Annotated in this window: 20 protein-coding genes; 6 read left to right on the top strand and 14 right to left on the bottom strand. The window is 55.1% G+C overall.

Annotated elements, in window-relative coordinates:
- Positions 1 to 195 precede the first annotated feature (195 nt).
- From VRC33_RS05220 to phoB, 4 genes are all read right to left on the bottom strand, one after another.
- Positions 196 to 1,299, bottom strand: coding sequence for a cobalamin-independent methionine synthase II family protein (locus VRC33_RS05220; RefSeq protein WP_338561577.1), 1,104 nt, complete (start codon positions 1,297 to 1,299; stop codon positions 196 to 198).
- Between the two features lie 744 nt (positions 1,300 to 2,043).
- Positions 2,044 to 2,970 carry a PstS family phosphate ABC transporter substrate-binding protein gene (locus tag VRC33_RS05215; RefSeq protein WP_338561575.1) on the bottom strand — a complete coding sequence of 309 codons (927 nt, stop codon included), beginning with the start codon at positions 2,968 to 2,970 and terminating at the stop codon, positions 2,044 to 2,046.
- A gap of 18 nt (positions 2,971 to 2,988) precedes the next feature.
- Positions 2,989 to 4,302: a phosphate regulon sensor histidine kinase PhoR gene (gene phoR / locus VRC33_RS05210; protein WP_338561573.1), complete on the bottom strand. Its 1,314-nt coding sequence runs from the start codon at positions 4,300 to 4,302 to the stop codon at positions 2,989 to 2,991.
- A gap of 23 nt (positions 4,303 to 4,325) precedes the next feature.
- The gene (gene phoB, locus VRC33_RS05205; RefSeq protein ID WP_338561570.1) at positions 4,326 to 5,015 is read right to left on the bottom strand and encodes a phosphate response regulator transcription factor PhoB; all 690 of its coding nucleotides are present in this window, start codon (positions 5,013 to 5,015) and stop codon (positions 4,326 to 4,328) included.
- Positions 5,016 to 5,215: 200 nt separating this feature from the next.
- Between phoB and sbcD the strand changes: the two genes are divergently transcribed.
- Together sbcD and VRC33_RS05195 are read left to right on the top strand one after the other, a co-directional pair.
- Positions 5,216 to 6,439, top strand: a complete 1,224-nt coding sequence (gene sbcD / locus VRC33_RS05200) for an exonuclease subunit SbcD (RefSeq protein ID WP_338561568.1) — start codon at positions 5,216 to 5,218, stop codon at positions 6,437 to 6,439.
- Positions 6,436 to 10,110 carry an AAA family ATPase gene (locus VRC33_RS05195; protein ID WP_338561566.1) on the top strand — a complete coding sequence of 1,225 codons (3,675 nt, stop codon included), beginning with the start codon at positions 6,436 to 6,438 and terminating at the stop codon, positions 10,108 to 10,110. Before sbcD ends, VRC33_RS05195 begins: the two co-directional genes overlap by 4 nt.
- A 94-nt stretch (positions 10,111 to 10,204) precedes the next feature.
- Here VRC33_RS05195 and VRC33_RS05190 read toward each other — a convergent pair whose 3' ends face one another.
- Genes VRC33_RS05190 through VRC33_RS05180 form a run of 3 tightly spaced genes read right to left on the bottom strand, consistent with a single transcriptional unit; the run spans position 10,205 to position 11,892 of the window.
- Positions 10,205 to 10,846, bottom strand: a complete 642-nt coding sequence (locus tag VRC33_RS05190; protein ID WP_338561563.1) for a DUF799 domain-containing protein — start codon at positions 10,844 to 10,846, stop codon at positions 10,205 to 10,207.
- Entirely contained in the window at positions 10,846 to 11,199 is a 354-nt protein-coding gene (locus tag VRC33_RS05185) for a DUF4810 domain-containing protein (RefSeq protein WP_338561560.1), read from the bottom strand. Before VRC33_RS05185 ends, VRC33_RS05190 begins: the two co-directional genes overlap by 1 nt.
- A gap of 15 nt (positions 11,200 to 11,214) precedes the next feature.
- On the bottom strand, positions 11,215 to 11,892 hold the full coding sequence (locus tag VRC33_RS05180; RefSeq protein ID WP_338561558.1) for a CsgG/HfaB family protein: 678 nt from the start codon (positions 11,890 to 11,892) through the stop codon (positions 11,215 to 11,217).
- Between the two features lie 360 nt (positions 11,893 to 12,252).
- Between VRC33_RS05180 and VRC33_RS05175 the strand changes: the two genes are divergently transcribed.
- Positions 12,253 to 12,642 carry a cell envelope integrity TolA C-terminal domain-containing protein gene (locus VRC33_RS05175; protein WP_338561556.1) on the top strand — a complete coding sequence of 130 codons (390 nt, stop codon included), beginning with the start codon at positions 12,253 to 12,255 and terminating at the stop codon, positions 12,640 to 12,642.
- Between the two features lie 4 nt (positions 12,643 to 12,646).
- On the opposite strand, the gene VRC33_RS05170 is transcribed toward VRC33_RS05175, so the two are convergent.
- Both VRC33_RS05170 and VRC33_RS05165 read right to left on the bottom strand, forming a co-directional pair.
- On the bottom strand, positions 12,647 to 13,684 hold the full coding sequence (locus VRC33_RS05170; protein WP_338564060.1) for an AraC family transcriptional regulator: 1,038 nt from the start codon (positions 13,682 to 13,684) through the stop codon (positions 12,647 to 12,649).
- A 169-nt stretch (positions 13,685 to 13,853) separates the two neighbouring features.
- Complete coding sequence (locus VRC33_RS05165; protein WP_338561553.1) at positions 13,854 to 14,858, bottom strand: phosphotransferase; 1,005 nt, start codon at positions 14,856 to 14,858, stop codon at positions 13,854 to 13,856.
- 239 nt (positions 14,859 to 15,097) lie between these two features.
- On the opposite strand from VRC33_RS05165, the gene eat reads away from it, so the two are divergent.
- The gene (gene eat, locus VRC33_RS05160; protein WP_338561550.1) at positions 15,098 to 16,462 is read left to right on the top strand and encodes an ethanolamine permease; all 1,365 of its coding nucleotides are present in this window, start codon (positions 15,098 to 15,100) and stop codon (positions 16,460 to 16,462) included.
- A gap of 47 nt (positions 16,463 to 16,509) precedes the next feature.
- Here the strand turns inward: eat and mak are convergent, their stop codons facing one another.
- Positions 16,510 to 17,415 carry a fructokinase gene (mak, locus tag VRC33_RS05155; protein ID WP_338561548.1) on the bottom strand — a complete coding sequence of 302 codons (906 nt, stop codon included), beginning with the start codon at positions 17,413 to 17,415 and terminating at the stop codon, positions 16,510 to 16,512.
- A 144-nt stretch (positions 17,416 to 17,559) separates the two neighbouring features.
- Between mak and rdgC the strand changes: the two genes are divergently transcribed.
- Complete coding sequence (gene rdgC, locus VRC33_RS05150) at positions 17,560 to 18,471, top strand: recombination-associated protein RdgC (protein WP_338561546.1); 912 nt, start codon at positions 17,560 to 17,562, stop codon at positions 18,469 to 18,471.
- Between the two features lie 82 nt (positions 18,472 to 18,553).
- On the opposite strand, the gene ppnP is transcribed toward rdgC, so the two are convergent.
- The 4 genes from ppnP to aroL all read right to left on the bottom strand — a co-directional run bounded on the left by ppnP (position 18,554) and on the right by aroL (position 20,815).
- Entirely contained in the window at positions 18,554 to 18,844 is a 291-nt protein-coding gene (gene ppnP, locus VRC33_RS05145; RefSeq protein ID WP_338561544.1) for a pyrimidine/purine nucleoside phosphorylase, read from the bottom strand.
- A 60-nt stretch (positions 18,845 to 18,904) separates the two neighbouring features.
- Positions 18,905 to 19,582 carry an AroM family protein gene (locus VRC33_RS05140; protein ID WP_338564057.1) on the bottom strand — a complete coding sequence of 226 codons (678 nt, stop codon included), beginning with the start codon at positions 19,580 to 19,582 and terminating at the stop codon, positions 18,905 to 18,907.
- 304 nt (positions 19,583 to 19,886) lie between these two features.
- On the bottom strand, positions 19,887 to 20,078 hold the full coding sequence (locus tag VRC33_RS05135) for a YaiA family protein (protein ID WP_338561542.1): 192 nt from the start codon (positions 20,076 to 20,078) through the stop codon (positions 19,887 to 19,889).
- Between the two features lie 212 nt (positions 20,079 to 20,290).
- Complete coding sequence (gene aroL, locus VRC33_RS05130) at positions 20,291 to 20,815, bottom strand: shikimate kinase AroL (protein WP_338561540.1); 525 nt, start codon at positions 20,813 to 20,815, stop codon at positions 20,291 to 20,293.
- Between the two features lie 305 nt (positions 20,816 to 21,120).
- Here aroL and VRC33_RS05125 point away from each other — a divergent pair, with 305 nt between their 5' ends.
- Positions 21,121 to 21,807: a DUF2076 domain-containing protein gene (locus VRC33_RS05125; RefSeq protein ID WP_338561538.1), complete on the top strand. Its 687-nt coding sequence runs from the start codon at positions 21,121 to 21,123 to the stop codon at positions 21,805 to 21,807.
- Positions 21,808 to 21,912 lie beyond the last annotated feature (105 nt).

Below are 21,912 nucleotides of genomic sequence, written 5' to 3'. Positions count from 1 at the left end.
CAAGGCAGGATCGGAAAAGCAGAAGGATATGTTGTAAAAAAAGTAGCAACCAGCTTATCACTTCAGTTATTGGCCTGGATGCCTTACATGATTTGTATTCTTTTTGCCCGAAGCGGGGTTATTTTCTGCATGAATCGGGACTGGGATGCACAAAAGGCGCGAATTATCGCGCCTTTTACACAGTCTGATGCAGCCTTACCAGACTTCTTTAGCGATATCGACCACCAGCCGGAGCTTGGCCCACTGCTGCTCTTCGGTCAGGCTGTTGCCCTCTTCTGTTGAAGCAAAGCCACACTGAGGGCTCAGACAGATCTGATCGAGGCTGACATACTGAGACGCTTCAGCAATACGCTTTTTCACCGTTTCCGGGTTTTCCAGCTCACCGTTTTTCGTGGTAATCAGCCCCAGAACCACCTGCTGTTTACCTGGCTTCACAAAACGCAGTGGCTCAAAGCCGCCGGAACGTTCGTTGTCATACTCCAGGAAGAAGGCATCAATGTTAACGGTGCCAAACAGGATTTCAGCTACCGGCTCGTAACCGCCTTCAGAGATCCAGGTCGAACGGAAGTTGCCACGGCAGACATGCAGACCAATGGTCAGATCCTCCGGTTTACCTTCGATCGCTTTATTCAGCACCTGAGCATAGATGTGTGCCAGCTCTTCCGGATCGTCACCCCGTTCGCGGATCTGACTCTTCTGATCTTCGGAACAGAGATAGGCCCATACGGTGTCGTCCAGTTGCAGATAACGGCAGCCGGCGTCATAAAACGCCTGGATCGCATCGCGGTAAGTCTGCGCCAGATCGTCAAAATAGGCATTCAGATCGGGATAGACGTTGGCATCAATGGCTTTACGGCCCCCGCGAAAATGCAGCACGCTTGGGCTGGGGATGGTCATCTTAGCCACGGCATCACCGCTGATGCTTTGCAGATAGCGGAAATCTTCCAGCATGGGGTGATGACCAAAGCCGAGTTTGCCGGTCACGCGAATGCTGTGAGCTTTCGTCTGTACGCCATTAAACTGGATCCCCTGTTCGGATTCATAGCGCTCCACCCCTTCCAGACCATCGAAGAAATCGAAGTGCCACCATGCCCGACGGAATTCCCCATCGGTAACAACTTTCAGCCCACAGGCACGCTGCTGAGTGACCACATCACGAATGGCTTCATCTTCAATACGACGCAGCGCGACAGCATCGATCTTACCGGCCTGAAACTCTTCGCGGGCCTGTTTGATGGCCGCAGGACGCAGATAGCTGCCCACGACTTCGGCACGATACTGAGAGGTTTGTTGTTGCATGTTGTGTCACTCCTGGCACGCGCATGGGCGCATAATTTACCGGTGAAATTATCACGATTCGTTATTCTTAGACTTCTGGATGTCTAAATGTCCAGACGTAAGAGTGTCATGAGCGGGATTCAGGTGCAAACGAGGAAAATTCATCAGACATGAAGAAATTTCATGATCGAAAAAAGGCCGGGTCGGTAATTTACCCGGCCTTTGATCCAGTTGTGTCAGCCAGAACGGCTTTCACTCACTTGCGTTTCGCAAGGATTATTTCGAGAATCTGCAACATCACATGCATTATCTTCAGAACTATCAGGATGATAGCGAGAATAATCACTGTGGCATTTCTCCTGCAAGGAGAGTGCCGCACGCAGCTTATGCCTTCAGGTTCAACCCTCACCGCGCGCATCAATGTGAACAGATACAAGCAGCACTCAGGGTGGAGGCAAACAGGACAGCACCACCTGTTTCCTGCCGGGCGAAATTCTGATGCAGTGTGACAACTGCTAGGGCCACCCCGGAATATCCGAACACCTGTATATATTAACAGTAGTTTGACCACTAATGAAGCAGGAATCGTCTGTTTTGTGATCTCTTGACGGTAACACAATCCGTGATAAAATCGATCCCGTGAACAGATGCAAGCAGCACGTTCCGTCGCAGCACCAACTGCTACCGGAATGAAAAAAGCCCGATGTGATGTCGGGCTTTTTTACGTCTGAAACTTCTGTGCGTTTATGTCCTGAGTTCTGCCGCTTATCTGGCTCCGATCAGCTCCCGGGCCTGATTAACCTGCTTTTCAGATAAGGGAAGATAGCCTGCCTGTGTCACCTGCGCCTGTCCCTGAACGGATAAAACATGATGAAGAAACGCGGCGGTCAGCGGCTCCAGCGGCTTGCCTGGCGTTTTGTTGACATACAGGTACAAAAGGCGGGAATAGGGATAGCGGCCGCTGCGGATATTGTCGGGATCGGGTGGAATGACCTCACCATCCGCCAGGGAAACGGGCAGCGTTTTCACGCCGCTGAGGTGGATCCCCATGCTGGCATAGCCAATAGCATTGAGTGTGCCGGCCACCGCCTGAACTACCGCTGCTGAACCGGGATATTCGCCCACATCATTACGAAAATCCCCGTTACACAACGCCTGCTGTTTGAAAAACCCCCAGGTACCCGAAGCCGAATTGCGGCCAAACCGCTGTATCGGACGTGCGGCCCAGCCGGGTTCTTTGAGCTGTAAATCTCCCCAGCTTCGGACATCTGCAAGGGCTCCACAACGCCGGGTCACAGAGAAGATCGCATCGAGTTGCCGGGTATCCAGCTTCTGCAGCGGGTTATCCTGATTCACCACCACCACCAGCGCATCCATCGCTACCGGCACTGCCAGCGGTGGGTAACCGTAGCTCGCTTCAAAAAGTTGCCGTTCCACTGCCTGCATCGGGCGGCTCATCGCGCCCACCTGAGCAGCACCCGCAGCCAGCGCAGTTGGCGCAGTAGAGGAACCGGCGGCCTGCACCTGCACATTCACGCCAGGATATTGCCGGTTAAAACTCTCTCCCCATAACGTCATCAACGTTCCCAGCGTATCTGAGCCCACGCTGGTCAGGTTGCCGGCCAGCATGCCCTCTTTGGCGTGAGCCATCAGGCTGAAACAGGCCAGGGCAATCAGAAACAGCTTTTTCATCTCGGGTATCCGGTTCGGTCAGCGAACCGCATTTTGAGACAATTCACCGCTGACAATCAACCTCGACGGTAAAGAGAAGCTGAAACAGGTTTCCACACCAGGCCGGCTGGTGATATCAAGCCGGGTGTTATGGTGGCTCAGCGCATGCTTCACAATGGCCAGTCCCAGCCCACTTCCGCCCGTCTGGCGCGAGCGGGCTTTGTCCACGCGATAGAAGCGCTCGGTCAGGCGCGGAATATGCTCTGCGGCAATGCCTGGCCCGTTATCTTTTACCCTGAACTGCGCTCCAAGCGGGGTTTTCTGCCAGCTGATATCAATGCGGGTGCCCGGTGGCGTGTGATTGACCGAGTTATACACCAGATTGGAGATGGCACTGCGAAGCTGCTCATCGTTGCCATACACCTGCAAACCCGGCTCGGTGGTGAAGTGGATGTCGTGCCTGCCCTGGCTCAGGGTTTCTGCCTCCCGTTGCAATACCCTCAGCATCATCGGAACATCCACTTTTTCCTGAAGATCCAGCGCAGGCGCTGCTTCAATACGGGAGAGCGTCAGCAACTGCTTCACCAGCCCATCCATCCGGCGGGTCTGTTCCTGCATGGTATGCAGCGCTTTATCACGCAGTGGCCCCTCCATGACCGAGTCGTTCATCATCTCCAGATAGCCCTGCAGCACCGTCAACGGCGTGCGTAATTCATGGCTGACGTTGGCGAAGAAGTTACGGCGGGCGCCTTCCAGCTGGTGCATCTGCGTGACATCCCTGGCCACCAGCAGCCACTGCCCTTCTGAATAGGGCATCACGCGAAATTCCAGATGACGATGGCTGTTAAGCACCAGCGTCAGTGGCCGTGAAAAGTCGCGCTGACGTAAGTAGCGGGTAAATTCGGGATAGCGCAGCAGGTTAAGGATGTTCTGTCCGTTATCTTCCGGCCAGCGCAGCCCAAGCATCTGCTGGGCGAGGCCATTACACCAGAAAATGGTGCCCTCTTCCGTGGTCAGCACAACGGCATCGGGTAAGGATTCTGCGCCACTGCGAAATCGCTTGATCAGATGCCCCAGCTCACGCCGACGGCGGCGATTTCTCGCCTGCATCTGATACAGGCCATAAAACAGCGGCTCCCAGCTACCACGCCCGGCCGGAGGCGTCATGCTGCGGTCAATCCACAGCCAGTGGGATAAACGGAGTAAGTTAGCGAAATGCCAGCCCAAAACGGCCAGCACGGAAACCAGCAGGAGCCAGGGCAGATAGCCCACCAGAAGCCCCAGGATCAGGGCTGGCAGTGAGGCAAGTATCAGCTCAAACAACAATCTCTTCCAGGAGAGGCGTTCCAACACGGTAAAGACTCCAGTGCGAACGATCAGTAACGTGCAGAGAAACGATAACCTGTTCCGCGAACCGTCTGCACCATGCGATCGTGCCCGGTCAGTTCCAGCGCCTTACGCAGGCGGCGAATATGAACGTCAACGGTACGATCTTCGACGTACACGTTAGTGCCCCATACGTGATTAAGCAACTGCTCGCGGCTGTAAACACGTTCAGGGTGAGTCATAAAGAAGTGCAGCAATTTATATTCAGTTGGGCCCATCTCCAGCGGTTGGGTATCCGACATTACCCGGTGCGAGGAGGGATCAAGACTCAGCCCCTGAATTTCGATAACGTCTTCCACCGCCATCGGAGAGATGCGGCGCATCACGGCTTTGATACGCGCCACCAGCTCTTTAGGGGAGAAAGGCTTGGTAATATAGTCGTCAGCGCCCACTTCCAGCCCGCGGACGCGATCTTCTTCTTCGCCACGCGCGGTCAGCATCATGACCGGAATTTCACGGGTCATCGCTTCGCGCTTCAAATGCTTGATGAACTGAATGCCTGAGCCGCCGGGCAGCATCCAGTCAAGCAGGATCAAATCAGGCCAGGGTTCGATAAGCAAATTGACCGCACTGTCATAATCTTCCGCTTCTATGGGTTGATAGTCATTTTGCTCCAGAACGAAACACAACATCTCACGGATTGGGGCTTCATCTTCGACTACCAGAATGCGCTTTGCCATTGTTGCTCCTGCTACTGTGACGGAATGTCACTGGATTTGCGGCGTCATTATGCGTCAGTTTTATGACAGTTTTATGAAAAAAGCACGGCCTGTCCCGAGGTTTCATAACAGTTTTATTAAGGGTCGCTGAGATTGGGTCTGGGGTTTTACGCTGTGCTGTTTATAATCGTCGACTCTGCCTCGCGCCTTAAAGGGATCCCATGCGAATTATTCATACCTCCGACTGGCATCTGGGCCAATTCTTCTACACAAAAAGCCGCGCGCCGGAGCATCAGGCTTTTACAGACTGGCTGCTGGAGCAGGCTGTGGCACATCACGTGGATGCCATCATTGTTGCGGGTGACATCTTCGATACGGGATCCCCGCCCAGTTACGCGCGCGAGTTGTATAACCGTTTTGTGGTCAATCTCCAGCAGACCGGCTGCCAGCTGGTGGTGCTCGGTGGCAACCACGATTCAGTAGCCACGCTTAATGAATCCCGTGAGCTGCTCGCCTGCCTGAACACCCGAGTGATCGCCTCTGCCAGTGATGATATCAGCCAGCAGGTGCTGCTGCTGAATAAGCGTGATGGAGAACCCGGCGCGCTGCTCTGCGCTATCCCTTTTCTTCGTCCCCGCGATATCACCACCAGCCAGGCTGGCCAGTCTGGCCGTGACAAGCAGCAAAGCCTGCTGACAGCCATAACCCAGCATTACCAGCGCTGCTGGCAGGCGGCGCGGGAGATGCGGGAAAAACTCAACCTGACGCTGCCCATTATCGCCACCGGCCATCTGACCACCGTCGGCGTGACCAAAAGCGATGCGGTGCGGGATATTTATATTGGCACGCTGGACGCCTTCCCGGCGCAGGCATTTCCGCCAGCCGATTATATTGCACTGGGGCATATTCATCGTGCGCAACGTATCGGTGGCACGGAACATATCCGCTACAGCGGTTCGCCCATCCCGCTGAGTTTTGACGAGCTGGGCAAAGAGAAAAGCGTGTTCCTGGTGGATTTTGCCGATGGCAAGCTCATCCAGGTTGAGCCGCTGGCGATCCCCCTTTTCCAGCCGATGCAGATGATCAAAGGGGCGCTGGAAGAGATTGAGCAGCAGCTCGCAGCTATCCCTGCCCGTGATGATGGCAAAGTGGTCTGGCTGGATATCGAGATTTCCACCCAGTCATGGCTGAATGATCTGCAGCGACGCATTCAGGAACTGACTCAGGCTCTGCCGGTGGAAGTGGTGCTGCTTCGCCGCAGTCGGGAGCAGCGCGAAAAGGCTATAGATCGCCACAATAATGAGACCTTAAGTGAGCTCAGCGCCCAGGAAGTCTTCAGTCGCCGCCTGGCGCTGGTCGAGAACGAAAAGCCGGAAAGGCAGGCCCGGGCCACTGAACTGTTTAACCTGACGCTGGCAGAGATTGATGATGAGGCGCAAGCATGAAAATCCTGACGCTGAGGTTTAAAAACCTTAACTCGCTGAAGGGCGAATGGAAGATTGATTTTACCGCTGAGCCTTTTGCCAGCAACGGGTTGTTTGCCATCACCGGGCCAACGGGCGCGGGGAAAACCACCCTGCTGGATGCTATCTGTCTGGCGCTTTACCATGAAACATCGCGGCTGGGGAAACTCTCGCAGTCGCAGAACGATCTGATGACGCGTGACACTTCGGAGTGCCTGGCGGAAGTGGAGTTTGAAGTAAAAGGCGTCGCCTGGCGTGCCTTCTGGAGCCAGAACCGCGCCCGCGGTGCCGCCGATGGCAATCTTCAGGCACCACGGGTTGAGCTGGCGCGCTGTGATGACAATAAAATCGTGGCGGACAAGGTCAAGGACAAGCTGGATATGCTGACCACCCTGACCGGCCTGGATTTCGAACGCTTTACTAAATCCATGATGCTGTCGCAGGGGCAGTTTGCCGCTTTCCTGAATGCCGATGCCAACAGCCGTGCCGAGTTGCTGGAAGAGTTAACCGGCACGGAAATTTACGGGCGACTTTCCGCCAACGTCTTTGAACGCCATAAAAATGCCAAAGTGGCGCTGGACACGTTGCGCGCCCAGGCAGGCGGAATGGCGTTGCTGGAAAGCGGGCAGCTTCAGCAGCTTACAGCCCAGCTGGAGCAGCTGACAGAAGAAGAGCAGGCACTTACTTCACGCCATCAGCGCCAGCAAGTTTTACTGCACTGGCAGCAGCAGCATCAGCTGGCCTCGCAGGCTGTTACTGCCGCCGAAGCGGATTATCAGCAGGCAGAAACGGCCTGGCAAAAGGACCAGCCACAACTGGAGCGCCTGACGCTGGCGGAACCGGCGGAAAAACTGCGTCCGGTCTGGCAACAGCGCAACCAGTATCAGCAGGATTTGCAGCAGCTGAAAACGCAGCTTCTGCAACTTACACAGAAAAAATCCGCTACCGGACAGGCGCTTGATGAAATCACTCAGCAGCTCAAAGCCGCTGAAGATGCCCGACAGCAACATGAATCCCATCGCCAGCAGCAGGAGATGCTGATTACTGAGACGGTGCTGCCGCTGGATAACCGTATTACTTCGCTGACGCAGCAGAATGCGCAGCTGGCTAAAGAAGTGAGTGAGTACCAACATTCGTTGCATAGCCGTCAGCAATCCCTGCATGAGAATCAGCAGTTGCAGGCCAGCAAGCAGACAGAACAACAGCGGCACAGAGAATGGCAACAGGATAATCCTCATGTGGCTCGCTGGGGCGAATCCCTGCCCTTATGGCGCATGCGCTTTGAACAGCAGCAGCAAAACGAGCGGGCACTGAGCGCCCGAAAAACCCGCGCCGGGGAACAGAGAAACAGCGTTGAGCAACTGACGCAACAGCTCAGCCAGCTTGAACAGCAGGCCCGGCCACAGCAGGCGCTGCTGGATGAGGCGCAGAGGCTCTGCACGGAAGCGGAGAAAGGTCTCGCTCAGCATCTGCAGCAGCACTCTGAACAGCAGCTACAGGCTTCACTGACCCAACTGAGCCAGCACCGCCCACACCGGCAAAAGCTGGCTCTGCTCTCATCACAGTGGCACCAGTTGCAGATCCGCGCTGAACGGCAACAGGCCGCGCAGCAGCAGGGGCAGAAACAGCAGCAGGAAACTGAACAGCAGCTGGAGACATTACGCGCCAGCTGGAAAGAGAAGTATCAGCATCAACAGGATCTGGAAAAACGCTGCGAGCTTGAACAGCGGATTGCCGGACTGGAACAGCATCGTGCCCAACTTAAAGCTGGCGATCCCTGCCCGCTCTGCGGCTCCTGCGAACACCCCGCCATTGCTGATTATCAGGCGCTGGAACCTTCAGAAAACCAGCAACGCCTGCTGGTGCTGAGAAACGAGGTTGAGAAACTTAAAGATCTGGGCACCGCCAGGCGCGAACAGCTGAAAAATCTTCAGGCGCAGGCAGAGAAAGATTGTCAGGCGCAGGAGGAACTCCAGCGTGAGGCAGCCCAGCTACGCAGCCAGTGGCTGGCAACGGCGGAAACCCTGGCGATCGCACTGATGCCAGAAGATACCCAGCTAACTCAGGCGTGGCTGGCTGAACAGGAGCAGATGGAAACCGCTCTGCAGGCTCAATTGCTCAGCCTGCAACAAAGCGCCCGCCTGCTACAGCAGCATAAAGATACGCTGAGCCAGCGGCAGAACGAACTTGTTGCCCTGCAGCAGCAGCAACAGCTGGCAGGCCAGCAACGTCAGGCTGCCCTTCAGGCCAGTGAAGAGCAGGAAAAGCTGCTGGCGCAGGAGCAACAGGCCGTAGAGCAACAACGCGAATCGCTGCGCACTTCACTGGCCGAATCGGGCCTGATACCGCCGCAACAGGGTGAACATGAAAGCTGGCTCGCCAGCCGGGAAAGCGAGTGGCAACAATGGGAGAAAGCGGAGCAGGCGCTAACTGACTTACTGCCACAACTCACCGCTCTGGCAACCCAACAGCAGGCGCTGAACCACGAAATAACCAGCGAGCAAACCCGTGTTAACAGCCTGGAACAGCGCCTTAAAGCTGAACAGGATTCGCTGGCGGAGTTGAAACAGCGTCGTCAGTCGTTGTTTGGCGATCGGCACACAGCCGGGGTACAGCAACAGCTTCGTGCCCAGTCACAGCAGCATAGTGACCGGTGTCAGACCTGCCAGCAGCAGTGGCAGGCGGGGCAAAGCCAGTTAAATACACTGACCGGACAGCATAACTCACTATCTGAGCAGTCAGATGCGCTAATCCTGCGCCTTGAACAGGCTCAGCAGGCGGTTAGCGAGGCGCTGGCGGCCAGTCACTTCAGGGATGAAGAGGCCTTTACCACCGCCCTGCTGGATGAAGAACAGACGCAGCGACTCAGGCTGCTGCAAAAACAGCATGAACAGCGCCGCCAGCAAACGGCGGTGCTCCTGCAGCAGGCCCGGAAGACGCTGGAGAGTCATCAGCAGCAAAAGCCGGAAGACCTGCCGGAAGAAACGCAGGGATTAGCGGAGGTTGTTGCTTCGCTTTCAGATCGGCTAAGAGAAAACGCCCGCCAGCAGGGAGAAACGCGGCAGCAACTGACCAGCGATGCCCTGCGCCGTCAGCAGCAGCAAGCGTTGCTGGCGCAAATCGGCCAAAACGAGCAGGACGTCGAAGACTGGGGCTATCTGAATCAGCTTATAGGCTCACGTGAGGGGGATAAATTCCGTAAATTTGCTCAGGGTCTGACGCTGGATCATCTGGTCTGGCTGGCCAATAACCAGCTGAACCGGCTACACGGGCGCTATCTGTTACAACGAAAATCACAGGAAGCGCTGGAGTTGCAGGTCGTGGATACCTGGCAGGCCGATTCACTGCGTGATACCCGCACCCTTTCCGGCGGCGAAAGTTTCCTGGTCAGCCTCGCGCTGGCGCTGGCGCTTTCCGATCTGGTCAGCCACAAGACCCGCATTGAATCGCTGTTCCTGGATGAAGGGTTTGGCACGCTGGATGCCGATACGCTGGACAGCGCTCTGGATGCCCTGGATGCCCTGAACGCCAGTGGCAAAACGATTGGCGTGATCAGCCATGTGGAAGCGATGAAGGAGCGGATCCCGGTGCAGATTAAAGTGAGGAAAGTGAATGGTCTGGGCTACAGCAAACTGGAGACGCCTCCAGCCTGAAGCGGGCACCATTGAGGCCCCCGGCCAGTCAGAATTTCACTGTCTGGCTCGCGAGCCAGGCGAAAAAGCGGGCGCCATTAAGGCGCCCCGTCAGTTAAAGTTTCGCTGTTTTAGCACGCGGGCCAGGCAGAATGCCGCCGTTGGTGTTTGCCGTCAGTAAACGATTGCTGGTGACAAGGGCAATCTTATGTGACTCATCACTGACGTTGCTGATGACATGTTTCACTGCTGCCGCAACCAGTATGCCAATCACACCCTGATTACCATTACTTTCGTTGTTCGCAGCACTGGCTTTACCACTCCAGATCTCTTTACCGCTGCGTAGATCGACCAGCTTAGCCGTAGCGCTGACCTGGGTAACGCTGTCAACAAGGATAAATTTGGTTCCGTAGTCAGTGATATCGATATAGAGCGCCGCATCAGCGTTGAAAATGCTGCGAAGCTTAGTGGTGCTGACGCTGCGGATATCCGTAGCGTTGGTCAGCCCGTTTTGGTTGAAGGTTTCTTCCACCACGGCAACCGGGAACACGTAATAGCCAGATTCCGCCAGCGGTTGGGTCACCAGGGAAGTAAAGCTGTGGGCCGCATTGATATCCGTGCTGTGATTGTCTGCTGGCAAGACCAGAATAGAGGCCGGTTTGCTTTCACGGAACGCCGAATAGTCGTAAGGCTTTTTGGCACACCCGGTCAGGGCCACGGTGGCGAGTACCGCAACGATAGCTAAGATCTTTTTCATTATTTTTCTCCCTGCTTATTACGCATCAGGAAATCCATGTAGTGAGCGGATTCAGGAAAAGCCGTTTTCTCAGCGGTAAACTGCTGAAAGGCCAAATCAGGATGACCGGTATCTACATACAGCAATCCCAGCTGGGCATGCAAACCAGGCGCGACCAGTTTATTTTTCGCATGCGCCTGCTGAATAACCGCGTTAAGCGTTTCAATCTCTTTTTCTGGGGCCGCTGAGTGCTGGTAATAGCTGTATAACGAAGGCTGATAATCGCCCCAGTAATAGAGGCTGGTTGATTTTCCGGCGCAGGCCGTTAATAGCAGAGCCGTGGCCGCTGCCAGAGTATATTTCACAATACGCATTTTAAATTCCCTCTCTTATTTAGCCGCACGCCATGCGCCGGATTCCAGTCCGCTGACCAGGTGATTCACTGCTTCGCGAACCGCCAGATCCATGACTTTACCATTCAGGGTGGAGTCATAGCTGGCGGTGCCGCCAAAGCCAATTACTTCACGGTTTGAAAGCTTGTATTCGCCAGCACCCTGAACGGAATAGACCACTTCTGAGGTCGCAACATCCACGATATTCAGGTTAACTTTTGCGTAGGCAACCTGCGTTTTGCCCCGGCCAAGAATGCCCCACAGCTGCTGGTCGCCCACTTCTTTACGCCCAAATTCGGTAATATCTCCGGTGACGACATAATCCGCCCCTTTGATCGCCTGAGTGCTACGCTTGTAACCCGCTTCGGCTTTCAGCTCGTCCAGGTTAGCGCGATCCAGCACGGTAAAGCGGCCGGTTTGTTGCAGGTGAGTGATCAGAATGGTTTTGGACTGATTGCCAAGACGATCCACGCCATCCGAGAAGATGCCGTTCATATAAGAGGAGCGATTATCAAATTTGCCTACGGCAATCGGGCTTTTCACGCCCTGATAAGCAGGTTGGGTCGCTGCTGTAACCTGGGGTGCCTCAATGGCCCGCGAGGATTCAGTGGCACAGCCGCTGAGCGCAGCAGAGCTTAATAACGTGAAAGCAACAAGGTGATAATGACGTTTCATTTCTTTTCCATGAATAAAGTAAACAGTAATCCAGCACTGCATTAGCAGAACGATATTTTCAGAATGTCGGTAAAAAGAAGCACAAAGTAAAAGTGCTGAACAGCTAATAACATTCCGAATGCATAATAAAGTTTATACCCGTTATTAATCAATCTGTTTAATAAACAACCTTAAAATGATAATGTTGCTGCTTGTATGCAGGAGGTGAATAATCTGTAAAAGGTTTCAGGATGCTGGAATAATCTGTCAGCCAGAAGCCAACCCTGTAAACTATCGGCAGACATAAGATTATCTTTATTATTTTTGGGGAAAATGATGCGCTCAAAGCTAAGTAAAGCGGGAAAGGCAGGGGGAACCGGCTTGATACTCTTCGTGCTGGCAGCGTGCCAGTCTGTTAATGAGCCGCAGCATCCGAAACTTCCCCCGCCAACGGAACAGGAAATGCAGGCCGCCGCAGAGAAACAATGCGTCACTCCGCAGCCAGGGATCAGTAAGCCGGACTGTCTTTATACGGCAAAATTAGGGTATGGCATTCAGCGCAATTTTTACAACGCCAGTCTGTATGCCGGTCGTGAGTGTACCCTTACCATTCAGTACAATGACAAAGGCCGTTACGAGGTTGTGAGCACTGAAGGGGATGAAGTGCTCTGTAAGAAAGCCTGGGGCGTGGTCAGCAGCGCAGATTATTTACCGCCGCCGCCCGCAAACCTGCCCAAAAAAATGGTGCTGGATTTCAAACCAGAGCGCTGATGGGTTACCCCACCATTGCATCCTGACGCCACTGACGCGGGCTGATGCCAAACCAGCGGCGAAAGGCACGGGAAAAGGCGCTGACTTCGGAATAGCCCAGCAGCAGCGCCATCTCTGAAATCGGCAGCTGACGCTGCTGCAGATAGTGGGTTGCCATCTCGCAGCGTACTTTATCCACCAGCGCGGTAAAGCTGAGATTTTCATCACGCAGACGGCGCTGAAGTGACCAGCTTGAGAGCCCCATTTTCTCGGCGACCTCTTCCAGCACCGGCTCTCCCTTCAGCAAGACCAGATGCACCTGCGCCCGGGCCTGATCGACAATATTCTGCTGCGGCGTTGCGCTGTTCAGACGGCGGATAGCATCCTGCATCACCATCAGTAACATTGGATCGCTGTCGGGCATCGATCGTGCGAGATCGCGTTTGGGGATCACTAAAGAGTTGAAGGGTTGGTCAAAATAGACTGGCGCATCAAAGACTTTACAGTGTTCATGCCACTGAGCAGGCCGTGGATGCTCGAAATGCACCTCGCGCGGGGCCCAGTTTTTCCCCGTCACATGACGGATCAGGTTCATAAACATCCCCAGCGTCAGCTCAGCATCCTGACGACGGCTGAGTATCGCACCGTGGCGAACCTGGTAGTCCAGACGCCAGCAATCCCCTTTATCAACCAGTCGGGTCAGGGTGTCGTGCTGATGGTAAGGGAAGGCGTTCACCACATTCTGCAACGCCTGCTCCAGCGTGGCGGAACATAATCCGACATAGCCAATCAGACCTAATGACTGCGGTTTAAACTGCCTGCCGTAGTGCAAACCGAAGTTATCAAAACCGGAACAGCGTGCCGCCTCTTCCATCACCCGACAATAGTTGATTAAACCTAAGCTCAGGGTCGGGCTGGAGAGCAACTCCGGGTCAATACCGCTGACGCCAAAGATGCGATCCACATCGCCGCCCTTATCACTGATAAAATCACTCAATCCGCTGGCCGCAGCAGCCAGCACGCCGCGGTTGCTGACCGCTGCGGCATTCAGCGCTGTCGCCATCTCAGGCTGCTGGATAAGACCTGTTTCCATTATCATCGCCCCGACTGCAGAAAATATCCTGCTAATGCAGCAATTTTCATACCAGGTCTTAAGCTCTCACCGGAAAACAAGGCCTTAGCAAAGCAGCGACGGAAACAGCGCGCTGATTATGCCCGCTAAAGGTGCAACCTCAGGCACCGACAGGCAGTTCGCTGGTTTCAAGATAGCGGCGGCACAGCCTGACTGAATGATCTGCCCACTGCGGCCCCAGGCTCTGAGCCATTTCGGTTTCCGCATGAGATCCCACCCAGGCCAGCAGCTGGATGCGACGCTGGATCAGCAGCGTTGGCACCCTCGCCATTTCGCTGTCGCTGATGTGCGCCACCTGCTCGTAGCCCCTGATCCAGTGATCCACCCATTCGGCTGCACGGGGATGGTGCTCCACAAAACTGATCGCTGCCGCAAGATCGTGCAGATACCACCCCATGCCGCAGTCATCGAAGTCGATCACCCGCGTTTCACCTTTGTGCAGCAGCAGGTTCGTCAGGCGAAGATCGGCATGGATCAGGCCGTATTTAGAGGCGTCTTTGCCGAAGGTCAGAAGATCGTTACCTACTCTGGCGATCGCTTCTTCCACTACCGGACGATCTTCCCTGCGCAGATTGGGCGCATCACGCCAGTCACCCCAGTGGCTCTGTGGGCTGACCATGGTGTGATGATCCCAGATGATGCGCTGAAAACCGGCTGGCTTTTGCCAGGTTTTGCTGTGCTGATGCAGGCGCGCAGTGATGTGACCCAACTGCTGAAACGCACGCGGATCGACATCGGTGGTGGGCATATCGCCTTCAATCCAGTCAAACAGCACGGCATGGCGCTCGCTGCCGTCTTCCAGTTGCAGGGTTTGCACGGTCTGACCTTCTTTATCCGGCACAGCCTGAGGCACAATGATGCCGGTTTCCCGCAGTGCATCCAGCCAGTGCAGCTCACTTTCGATATCCGCCCGCGCATGGTAGTTGCCGCGATGCAGACGCAGCGCATAACGTTTCCCTCCTGCCTGTAACAGGAAAGTCGCGTTCTCCGAGCGACAAAGCAGGCTCAGCTCGCCCTGTAAGGCTGCCGGATAACGGGCCAGGGTACGTCGGGCGAGATTCAACAGGGCAGTATTATCCAGGTTGTCATATTGCGTGGCAGTCATAGTCAGGCTCCAGAAAAAGTTGGCTGTCGGTTACCCACCGTGGTGATACCAGCATGGCGTCGCCCGCCCTTACCCGCTTGACCGCAGACGACCCTCTTTTGACTGTAGCGTGCATCCGGCACTTTTTTTGCGGGGGAGTTGACCGCAGAGCACAAAATTCCTTATCCCGGCGTCAAGTTTCCCGCCCGGTAGCGACGGCATTATCGACTGACAATAAAATTCATCACGGGGATATCGGTATGACAGCTAAGCTAAAGCCCACTCTGGGCACAATCCATCTGTGGGGCATTGCGGTAGGTCTGGTGATTTCCGGTGAATACTTCGGCTGGAGTTATGGCTGGGGTGTGGCGGGCACGCTGGGGTTCCTGGTGACCACCGCGCTGATCGCCACCATGTACACCTGCTTTATCTTCAGCTTTACCGAACTGACCACGGCGATCCCCCATGCCGGTGGCCCGTTTGCCTATAGCCGCCGCGCGTTCGGCGAGACTGGCGGCCTGATTGCTGGTATGGCTACGCTGATTGAATTCGTTTTCGCTCCACCTGCTATTGCCATGGCGATTGGCGCCTATCTCAACGTGCAGTATCCGGACCTCAACCCGAAATATGCCGCTGTAGGCGCCTATATCGTCTTTATGACGCTGAATATTCTGGGCGTGAAGCTGGCGGCAATGTTCGAGCTGGTGGTCACCGTACTGGCCGTGCTTGAGCTGCTGGTGTTTATGGGCGTGGTGGCACCGGGCTTCAGCGTGGCTAATTTTGCCGCGAACGGCTGGTCAGGCAGCGACAGCTTCGGCCTGCCTGCGGTATCGGGTATTTTCGCCGCTATCCCCTTTGCCATCTGGTTCTTCCTGGCCATTGAAGGGGCCGCGATGGCCGCAGAAGAAGCCAAAGATCCGAAACGCACCATCCCGAAAGCCTATATCTCCGGCATCCTGACGCTGGTGGTGCTGGCAATAGGCGTGATGCTGCTGGCGGGCGGCGCAGGTGACTGGCGCACCCTGTCCGACATCAACGATCCGCTGCCACAGGCCATGAAAATGATTGTGGGTGAGCATTCCGGCTGGATGCATATGCTGGTGTGGATTGGCTTATTTGGTCTGGTGGCCAGCTTCCACGGCATTATCCTGGGCTATTCGCGTCAGTTCTTTGCCCTCTCACGCGCTGGCTATTTGCCCGCTGGCCTGGCTAAGCTTTCACGCTTTCAGACGCCACACCGGGCCATTATCGCTGGGGGCGTGATCGGTATTGCGGCGATTTTCAGCGACAGCTGGATTAATCTGCAGGGCATGACGCTGACCGCCGCGATGATCACTATGGCGGTGTTTGGCGCGATTGTGATGTACCTGATGAGTATGCTGAGCCTGTTCCGCCTGCGTCGTACCGAGCCGGAAATGGAACGCACCTTCCGCGCGCCTGGCTATCCGATTGTTCCGGGTATTGCGCTGGTGCTGGCGCTGGTCTGCCTGATAGCGATGCTGTGGTTTAACCCGGTGATTGGCGCGCTGTTTGTGGCCTTTATGGTAGCCGGATACCTCTACTTCCTGATGACCAAAAATCAGCGGGCCAGCGCCCCCCGCGATGCGATGTTGTTTGGAGAATAAGGGCGGCCGGATGCAAAAAAGGGGCGAAAGCCCCTTTTTTATTGCGTTTACAGTGGCCATAACCAGGCGGCACCGCGCACGCCGCTGGAATCGCCATGCATCGCTTTCAGCACCGGCGTTTCGCACTCGCCGCCAAATACCCACTTCTTCATCAACAGCGGCACCGTCCGGTACAGGCGTTCGTTGTTGCTCATTCCACCGCCCAGCACAATGACCTCTGGGTCGAAAATATTCACAATCTGCGCCAGCGATTTTGCCAGCCGCAGTTCATAGCGGCTCATCGCCAGTTCGGCTACCGGATCCTGCTGCTCAAGCAGGGTAATGATCTCTGCCCCTTTCAGCTCCACGCCGCTGAGCCGGTGGTAATCAATGGCGAAACCGGTGCCGGAGATAAAGGTTTCGATACAGCCCTGCTTGCCGCAGTAGCAGGGAACCTCCTCCCGGTAACGCAACTCGTCTTCATCCATCCACGGCAGGGGATTGTGCCCCCACTCACCCGCGTTGCCGTTACCGCCGCTGTGTGCATGGCCATTCAGCGCCACGCCAGCACCACAGCCGGTGCCGATAATCACCGCAAAAACCGTCTGTTTCCCCGCGGCAGCCCCGTCCACCGCTTCAGAGACTGCCAGGCAATTAGCATCGTTGGCAATCCGCACCTCACGGTTCAGCAATTTATGCAGGTCTTTATCCAACGGCTGACCGTTCAGCCAGGTCGAGTTAGCATTCTTTACCCGTTTAGTGAACGGCGACAGCGTGCCCGGAATGCCAATACCGACGCTTCCCTTCTCGCCTGTCTTCTCTTCGGCCAGGTTTACCAGATCGGCGATAGCCTCCAGCGTTTTCTGGTAGTCGTCGCGTGGTGTTGCCACCCGTTGACGGAACAGCGTGTCGCCGGATTCAGAGAGCGCGATCGCCTCAATTTTCGTTCCACCTAAATCAATACCGATACGCACTTGTTATTCCTCATTATTTAACGGTCTGTGTTCTACCTTAGAAGGCCAGGGGCGGAAAGGCAATGAAACAGCGCCGCCGATTCGCTATCATGCGCGCTGACTTTGATAGAGCGCGCATGACGCGCGCCAGTGAGGGAAAGCATAATGCTGTGGTTTAAGAATTTAATGGTCTATCGTCTGAATCGCGAGATCCCCCTGGCGGTTGAAGAGATGGAAAAACAGCTTGAGGCTTTCTCTTTTACCCCTTGTGGCAGCCAGGATATGGCCAAAACCGGTTGGGTATCACCTATGGGCCCCCGTGGCGATGCGCTGACGCACGTCAATAACGGGCAGATCCTGATTTGCGCGCGTAAAGAAGAGAAGATCCTGCCTTCGCCAGTCATCAAGCAGGCGCTGGAAGCAAAAATCAGCAAGCTGGAAGCTGAGCAGCAGCGGAAGCTGAAAAAGACGGAAAAAGATTCGCTGAAAGATGAAGTGCTGCACAGCCTGCTGCCACGCGCCTTCAGCCGTTTCAGCCAGACCTTCCTGTGGATCGATACCGTCAACAACCTGATCATGGTTGACTGCGCCAGCGCCAAAAAAGCGGAAGATACGCTGGCGCTGCTGCGTAAATGCCTGGGATCGTTGCCGGTGGTTCCCCTGACGCTGGAAAGCCCTATTGAGCTGACCATGACCGAGTGGGTTCGCTCAGGTGAGACGCCTGCCGGTTTTGCCCTGATGGACGAAGCGGAGCTCAAAGCCCTGCTGGAAGAAGGCGGCGTGATCCGCTGTAAAAAGCAGGATCTGGTGTGCGACGAAATCGCTAACCATATCGAAGCCGGAAAACTGGTGACCAAACTGGCTCTGGACTGGCAGGAGCGCGTGCAGTTCCTGCTGTCCGATGATGGTTCACTGAAACGCCTGAAGTTTGCTGACACGCTGCGTGAGCAGAACGATGATATCGACAGGGATGATGTTCAGGCACGCTTTGATGCGGACTTTATTCTGATGACCAGCGAACTGGCTGCGCTGGTCAGCAACACGGTAGAAGCCCTGGGCGGCGAAGCTCAGCGTTAATTTCCTCATCAGCATAAAAAAGGCCCGGCGGGTTATCGCCGGGCCTTTCACAGGAAACCCGAAGGGGGGATTTCCGACAGAATTAATCTTTCAGATAGCGGCAAAGGTAAGAAGAAGGCTCTGCCACCTGGAGGTGAAACTCGCTGTGGGCAGGCACGTTGAACACCTGGCCCGGCTCGTAATGTTTCCACTCCACTTCACCTGGCAACAACACTTTCAGCGTTCCGCTGACCACGGTCATCTCTTCCGCCTGGCCTGTGCCAAACGTATATTCGCCTTCCGCCATCACGCCCACGCTGGCGCGCCCGGTACTGGCACTCTCGAAACCAATTGATTTCACTTTTCCGTCGAAGTACTCACTGACGTTGAGCATATAAGCATCCTTAAAATCAGAGACAAAGGTAACAGTGTAAAAGTGCCGAGAGTTTCTCGTTTACACAAGCAGTTCCGCTGCCAGTCTGGCTATCAGCACGTTGGACAGCAGCACGGGGATTCCCAACAATTTCTGTAAAAAATCACGATGCCGCTGATGATATCCCAGGCAATCCAGCACCACGACATCTGCGCCCTGCTCCTGTAACAGCAGCGCCGCATCAATCAGTTGATCATCGCTGGTATGCCAGGGGCTGGCGACCGCAAAGTGAGGCTTCTGCGCCAGTTTTTGCCATTTATAAGCCTGCTCCGCAATATACTCCTCTCTTGCCACCACAATGCCTACCTGATGCCCGCCGGTAATTGCATCCACCAGCGGCGGCAAAATACGGTAAGGCTCCAGCAGGATGGCGCTGTCAGTGAACAGATTTTTATACTGTCCGCTGCACAACATCAGGATAGTCTCGTAGCCCTGACGTTCAAGTTCGACAATCTGTTTTTGCAGCGCCTCTTCCACTTTAGCGGCGGAGAGCACGACGTGCGTGCCGTCCTCCAGACGGGTCATCACCACTTTTTCAGCGCCGACTGAGGAGTAAAGACGTTCGATCTCCCGTGTTGAAAGCCCGTCCAGAAGTCCGATATGGGTGATATTTTCTTCGGGAAGATGTTCCCGCAGAAGCGGAAGGAGATCGCTGCGTGTTCCCCTGCCAAGGGTAAGTGTTGCCAGTAAATGTTTCATCGTTTTACTTTCCGCATCATTCGCTTTGTCAGCGAGATTTATTCCGTGATTTTCACCGGTGTCACTACCAGTTTGCACGGATACAGAAAGCATAGCAGCTGTCCCTGAAGGGGACCGGGGCTGCACGGATGAAAGGGTACTTTTAAGAAAATCTGTCAAGAGTCAGTCCAGTTCGGGCTAAGGATGGGCAAAATTTATTGTATTTGAATCAATGCTCACAGGCTAAAAGCAACATAAGGGGATGGCTCACCGGGGTCAAGCTTTTCTCGCGGGGAAAGTCACTGGCATCCTTGCCAGCAGGGGATCACTCTTTATCTTTGTCTTCATAACGCTCTTTAGCGTCCTGAGCTTCCTGTTCCGTTTCGTGCTCGCTTATCAGGGTGTCAGGCCTTGGATGGTCGGCACGGAGTTCATACCAGGTCACGGTCTTGTCAGTGGACCCTTTTTCAATCGCTACAACACGTGCTTCACGCGGATACGGCGGTTTACCTGCCATAAAAATTCCCTCCTGTAAGACGGGTTATTTTGCCCGGTAAGAAATGTACGGGCAGCCTGGTGATGCACTAAGTATAGACAAAGTCAGGTAAAACTCAGGGAGAAGGCGAGAAATCTTAGCGGAGAGGCGGCAAACGCGGGGCTGAGCAGACTGGAAAACTAAGGGAAAGCAGAGAGAGGGCCAGGCGGATTAGCTGGCCCCTGCGGCAGAACTCAGCTGGCGCGGGCCAGCGAGAGTAGCGCAATAATCTCTTCAACCACTTTTTCCGGACGCTGCATCGCATTGATCACGTAGTGCGCAGTCTGCTGATAAAGGGCGTCGCGGGCGGCAAGCACTTCAACCATTTCATCCGCTATCGGACGGCCTGTCAGCGTGGGGCGTTGATCCTCTTCAGGATAAGCCTCAAGACGGGAGGCCAGCACTGCGGCATCGGCTTTGAGATAGATAACCCGACCATTTTCACGCATAAAGGCACGGTTTTCTGCTGCCAGCACCATGCCGCCTCCGGTGGCAACCACCGTGGCGGGAGCCGTCACGGCTTTCAGGGAGTGTGTTTCACGCTGACGGAACCCTTCCCAGCCTTCGGCAGACACGATATCAGCGACGGTTCGCTGCGTGGTGAGCTGAAGATGGCGATCGGTGTCACTGAAGGCATAACCTGAAGCCACAGCCAGCGCCTGGCCCACGGTGGTTTTCCCACAGCCGCGCGCGCCGATCAGGTAAAGGGGTAACGACATAACAGGCACTTCCTCAGCCTGTCGTCGTGGTCAGCACCCGCGTCGACAGACAGATAATGGTTAACTTTGCGACGCATCATACCGATAATTACCTTCTGCGACCAGTAGTCAATTTTTCTTTACACCCTGAGGGGTGGGATTGCGGGTTAAGCAATTGAATTATAACTGATAACTACCTGTATCATTTTATTTACAGTGAATAATAACCTGCGCTGATATCCGCAACATTTCCTTACCCGAAGGCCGTTTACTTTCCCCGGCGTGGCCCCAATATAGTCCTTATCGCCCGTTACGGAGGATTACTTATGCAGAGCGAAGAACAAAGATTAATTGAAAGCCTGTTTGGCCGTTTGAAACAGGCTGAAACTCAGTCAGGCCCGCGTGATGCGGCCGCAGAAAAGTTGATCCAGCAGCAGCTACAGCAACAACCGGGCGCGCCTTACTATATGGCGCAGTCGATTCTGATTCAGGAAGCGGCGTTAAAGCAACTCAACAACCGGGTGAGTGAACTGGAAGCCCGGCTGGCTCAGCAGCAACAGCCCCAGCAGAGCAGCGGCGGTTTTCTCTCCGGCCTGTTTGGCGGTGGAAATCAGCGTCAGCAGCCGCCTGCTCAGCCTCAGCAATCCCCGTGGAACAGCGCGCCCCAGCAGCAACAGCCGGGCTACGCGCCAGCACCTGCTCAGGCTGCAGCGCCTTCAGCCACTCGTGGCTTCCTGGGCGGTGCGTTGCAGACGGCGGTAGGTGTGGCAGGCGGTGTAGTCATGGCCGATATGCTGACCAGCATGTTCCACCATTCGCAGCCGGAAGAGATCGTCAATATTATCAATGAGCCCGCGATGCCGCAGGAGAACTTTGATAATAATCTGGACACCTTTAACGGTAATGATGGCCAGAATGCCGGCTTCCAGCAGGAGAACGGCAACGATTACAGTGATTTTGGCAGCGATGGCTTCGATAACGACAGCTTTGGTGATGACGACAGCTTCCTCTGATCAGCAGAGAGCAGGCTTAAAGCTGCGTGACGTTAACGGAACACTTCCCCTCCGGTAAACAGGCTGGCTGTGTCGTGCCCCTTAAATGCTAAAAAGCGCGATGGC

This window comes from Erwinia sp. E_sp_B01_1, from assembly GCF_036865545.1.
Lineage (GTDB): Bacteria > Pseudomonadota > Gammaproteobacteria > Enterobacterales > Enterobacteriaceae > Erwinia.
The sequence above is the reverse complement of the archived record's forward strand: the minus strand, read 5'-3'. Positions and strand labels throughout refer to the sequence as shown.

Excerpts from the sequence above, each read along its gene's own strand:
- VRC33_RS05220 (WP_338561577.1), bottom strand. The coding sequence starts at position 1,299 with ATGCAACAACAAACCTCTCAGTATCGTGCCGAAGTCGTGGGCAGCTAT.
- VRC33_RS05215 (WP_338561575.1), bottom strand. The coding sequence starts at position 2,970 with ATGAAAAAGCTGTTTCTGATTGCCCTGGCCTGTTTCAGCCTGATGGCT.
- phoB (WP_338561570.1), bottom strand. The coding sequence starts at position 5,015 with ATGGCAAAGCGCATTCTGGTAGTCGAAGATGAAGCCCCAATCCGTGAG.
- sbcD (WP_338561568.1), top strand. The coding sequence starts at position 5,216 with ATGCGAATTATTCATACCTCCGACTGGCATCTGGGCCAATTCTTCTAC.
- VRC33_RS05195 (WP_338561566.1), top strand. The coding sequence starts at position 6,436 with ATGAAAATCCTGACGCTGAGGTTTAAAAACCTTAACTCGCTGAAGGGC.
- VRC33_RS05190 (WP_338561563.1), bottom strand. The coding sequence starts at position 10,846 with ATGAAAAAGATCTTAGCTATCGTTGCGGTACTCGCCACCGTGGCCCTG.
- VRC33_RS05185 (WP_338561560.1), bottom strand. The coding sequence starts at position 11,199 with ATGCGTATTGTGAAATATACTCTGGCAGCGGCCACGGCTCTGCTATTA.
- VRC33_RS05180 (WP_338561558.1), bottom strand. The coding sequence starts at position 11,892 with ATGAAACGTCATTATCACCTTGTTGCTTTCACGTTATTAAGCTCTGCT.
- VRC33_RS05170 (WP_338564060.1), bottom strand. The coding sequence starts at position 13,684 with ATGGCGACAGCGCTGAATGCCGCAGCGGTCAGCAACCGCGGCGTGCTG.
- VRC33_RS05165 (WP_338561553.1), bottom strand. The coding sequence starts at position 14,858 with ATGACTGCCACGCAATATGACAACCTGGATAATACTGCCCTGTTGAAT.
- eat (WP_338561550.1), top strand. The coding sequence starts at position 15,098 with ATGACAGCTAAGCTAAAGCCCACTCTGGGCACAATCCATCTGTGGGGC.
- rdgC (WP_338561546.1), top strand. The coding sequence starts at position 17,560 with ATGCTGTGGTTTAAGAATTTAATGGTCTATCGTCTGAATCGCGAGATC.
- ppnP (WP_338561544.1), bottom strand. The coding sequence starts at position 18,844 with ATGCTCAACGTCAGTGAGTACTTCGACGGAAAAGTGAAATCAATTGGT.
- VRC33_RS05140 (WP_338564057.1), bottom strand. The coding sequence starts at position 19,582 with ATGAAACATTTACTGGCAACACTTACCCTTGGCAGGGGAACACGCAGC.
- VRC33_RS05135 (WP_338561542.1), bottom strand. The coding sequence starts at position 20,078 with ATGGCAGGTAAACCGCCGTATCCGCGTGAAGCACGTGTTGTAGCGATT.
- aroL (WP_338561540.1), bottom strand. The coding sequence starts at position 20,815 with ATGTCGTTACCCCTTTACCTGATCGGCGCGCGCGGCTGTGGGAAAACC.
- VRC33_RS05125 (WP_338561538.1), top strand. The coding sequence starts at position 21,121 with ATGCAGAGCGAAGAACAAAGATTAATTGAAAGCCTGTTTGGCCGTTTG.